The organism is Thiorhodococcus drewsii AZ1 (genome assembly GCF_000224065.1).
GTDB lineage: Bacteria > Pseudomonadota > Gammaproteobacteria > Chromatiales > Chromatiaceae > Imhoffiella > Imhoffiella drewsii.
Genome location: NZ_AFWT01000122.1, coordinates 1 through 859 on the forward strand (window position 1 = coordinate 1; position 859 = coordinate 859).

The 859-nt window shown below is 61.6% G+C and carries 1 protein-coding gene and 1 pseudogene; one reads left to right on the forward strand and one right to left on the reverse strand.

Annotated elements, in window-relative coordinates:
• A partial coding sequence (locus THIDRDRAFT_RS23325) for an integrase core domain-containing protein (protein ID WP_007043417.1) occupies positions 1-236 on the forward strand: 236 nt, incomplete at its 5' end.
• A gap of 39 nt (positions 237-275) precedes the next feature.
• On the opposite strand, the pseudogene THIDRDRAFT_RS23330 reads toward THIDRDRAFT_RS23325, so the two are convergent.
• A pseudogene (locus THIDRDRAFT_RS23330) lies at positions 276-827 on the reverse strand (DDE-type integrase/transposase/recombinase); the annotation flags it as partial.
• Positions 828-859: the final 32 nt, after the last annotated feature.

The window sequence follows — 859 nt, forward strand, 5'->3', positions numbered from 1 at the left end:
AGTACGAGGATATTTACCTCAAAGGCTACGCCAGCTTGCCCGAGCTGCTCCTGGGGTTGACTGAGTATTTCGCCTTCTACAACGGAGAGCGCCCCCACCAATCCCTGGGGTACCTCACGCCTGATGCGGTCTACCGATCGGGAAACGGGGGTGGGGCCAAGATCGTCGATCGCTTCGGCGAGACAACACTGGGGCAGCGCCAAACCGCTGCGATTGAGGTGGCCAGTACAACTTAAATTCGGGGGAAAACTGTCCTGGACATGGGGTCCACTTTAGGGCGAGCGCTCGCCCGTGGCGCCGAAACGGTCGGTGAACTCTTTGCCGTTGTCGGTGAAGATCTTGGAGAGGGCGAACGGAGCCTTGGCGATCAGGCGCTCGAGAAAGCCACTGGCCGAGGCTGCTGACTTATCGTCGAGGATCTCGACGTAGACCCAGCGGGTGGCACGGTCGATCGCCGCGAAGAGGTATTTTCGGCGGTCTTCATCGGGCATCTGGGGCAGGTACTTGACGTCGACATGGACGAAGCCGGGAGCGTAGTCCTTGAAGGTCTTCACCGGACGCTTCGCGGTGTCCGCCTCCTGCGGGATCAGTGCCTTGAGGTTGGAGATCCCGTGGCGACGCAGGCACCGATCGAGTGCCGAACGCGAGGCCTCGGGGTGGATGAATTCGCGGGTGACGGCCAACAGATCGTCGAGCGGCAGCAAGAGGGTTTCACGCAGGGCCACCACGAGGACTTCCTGCTCGGGCGAGAGCGTTGTCGAGAGCCGGTGTGGGCGGTGTGAGGCATCTTCGACCATCGTGCATCGCCGCCACTTCCTCACCGTCTGGACCGAGTGTCAAGTCCCCGAAGATTGCATAC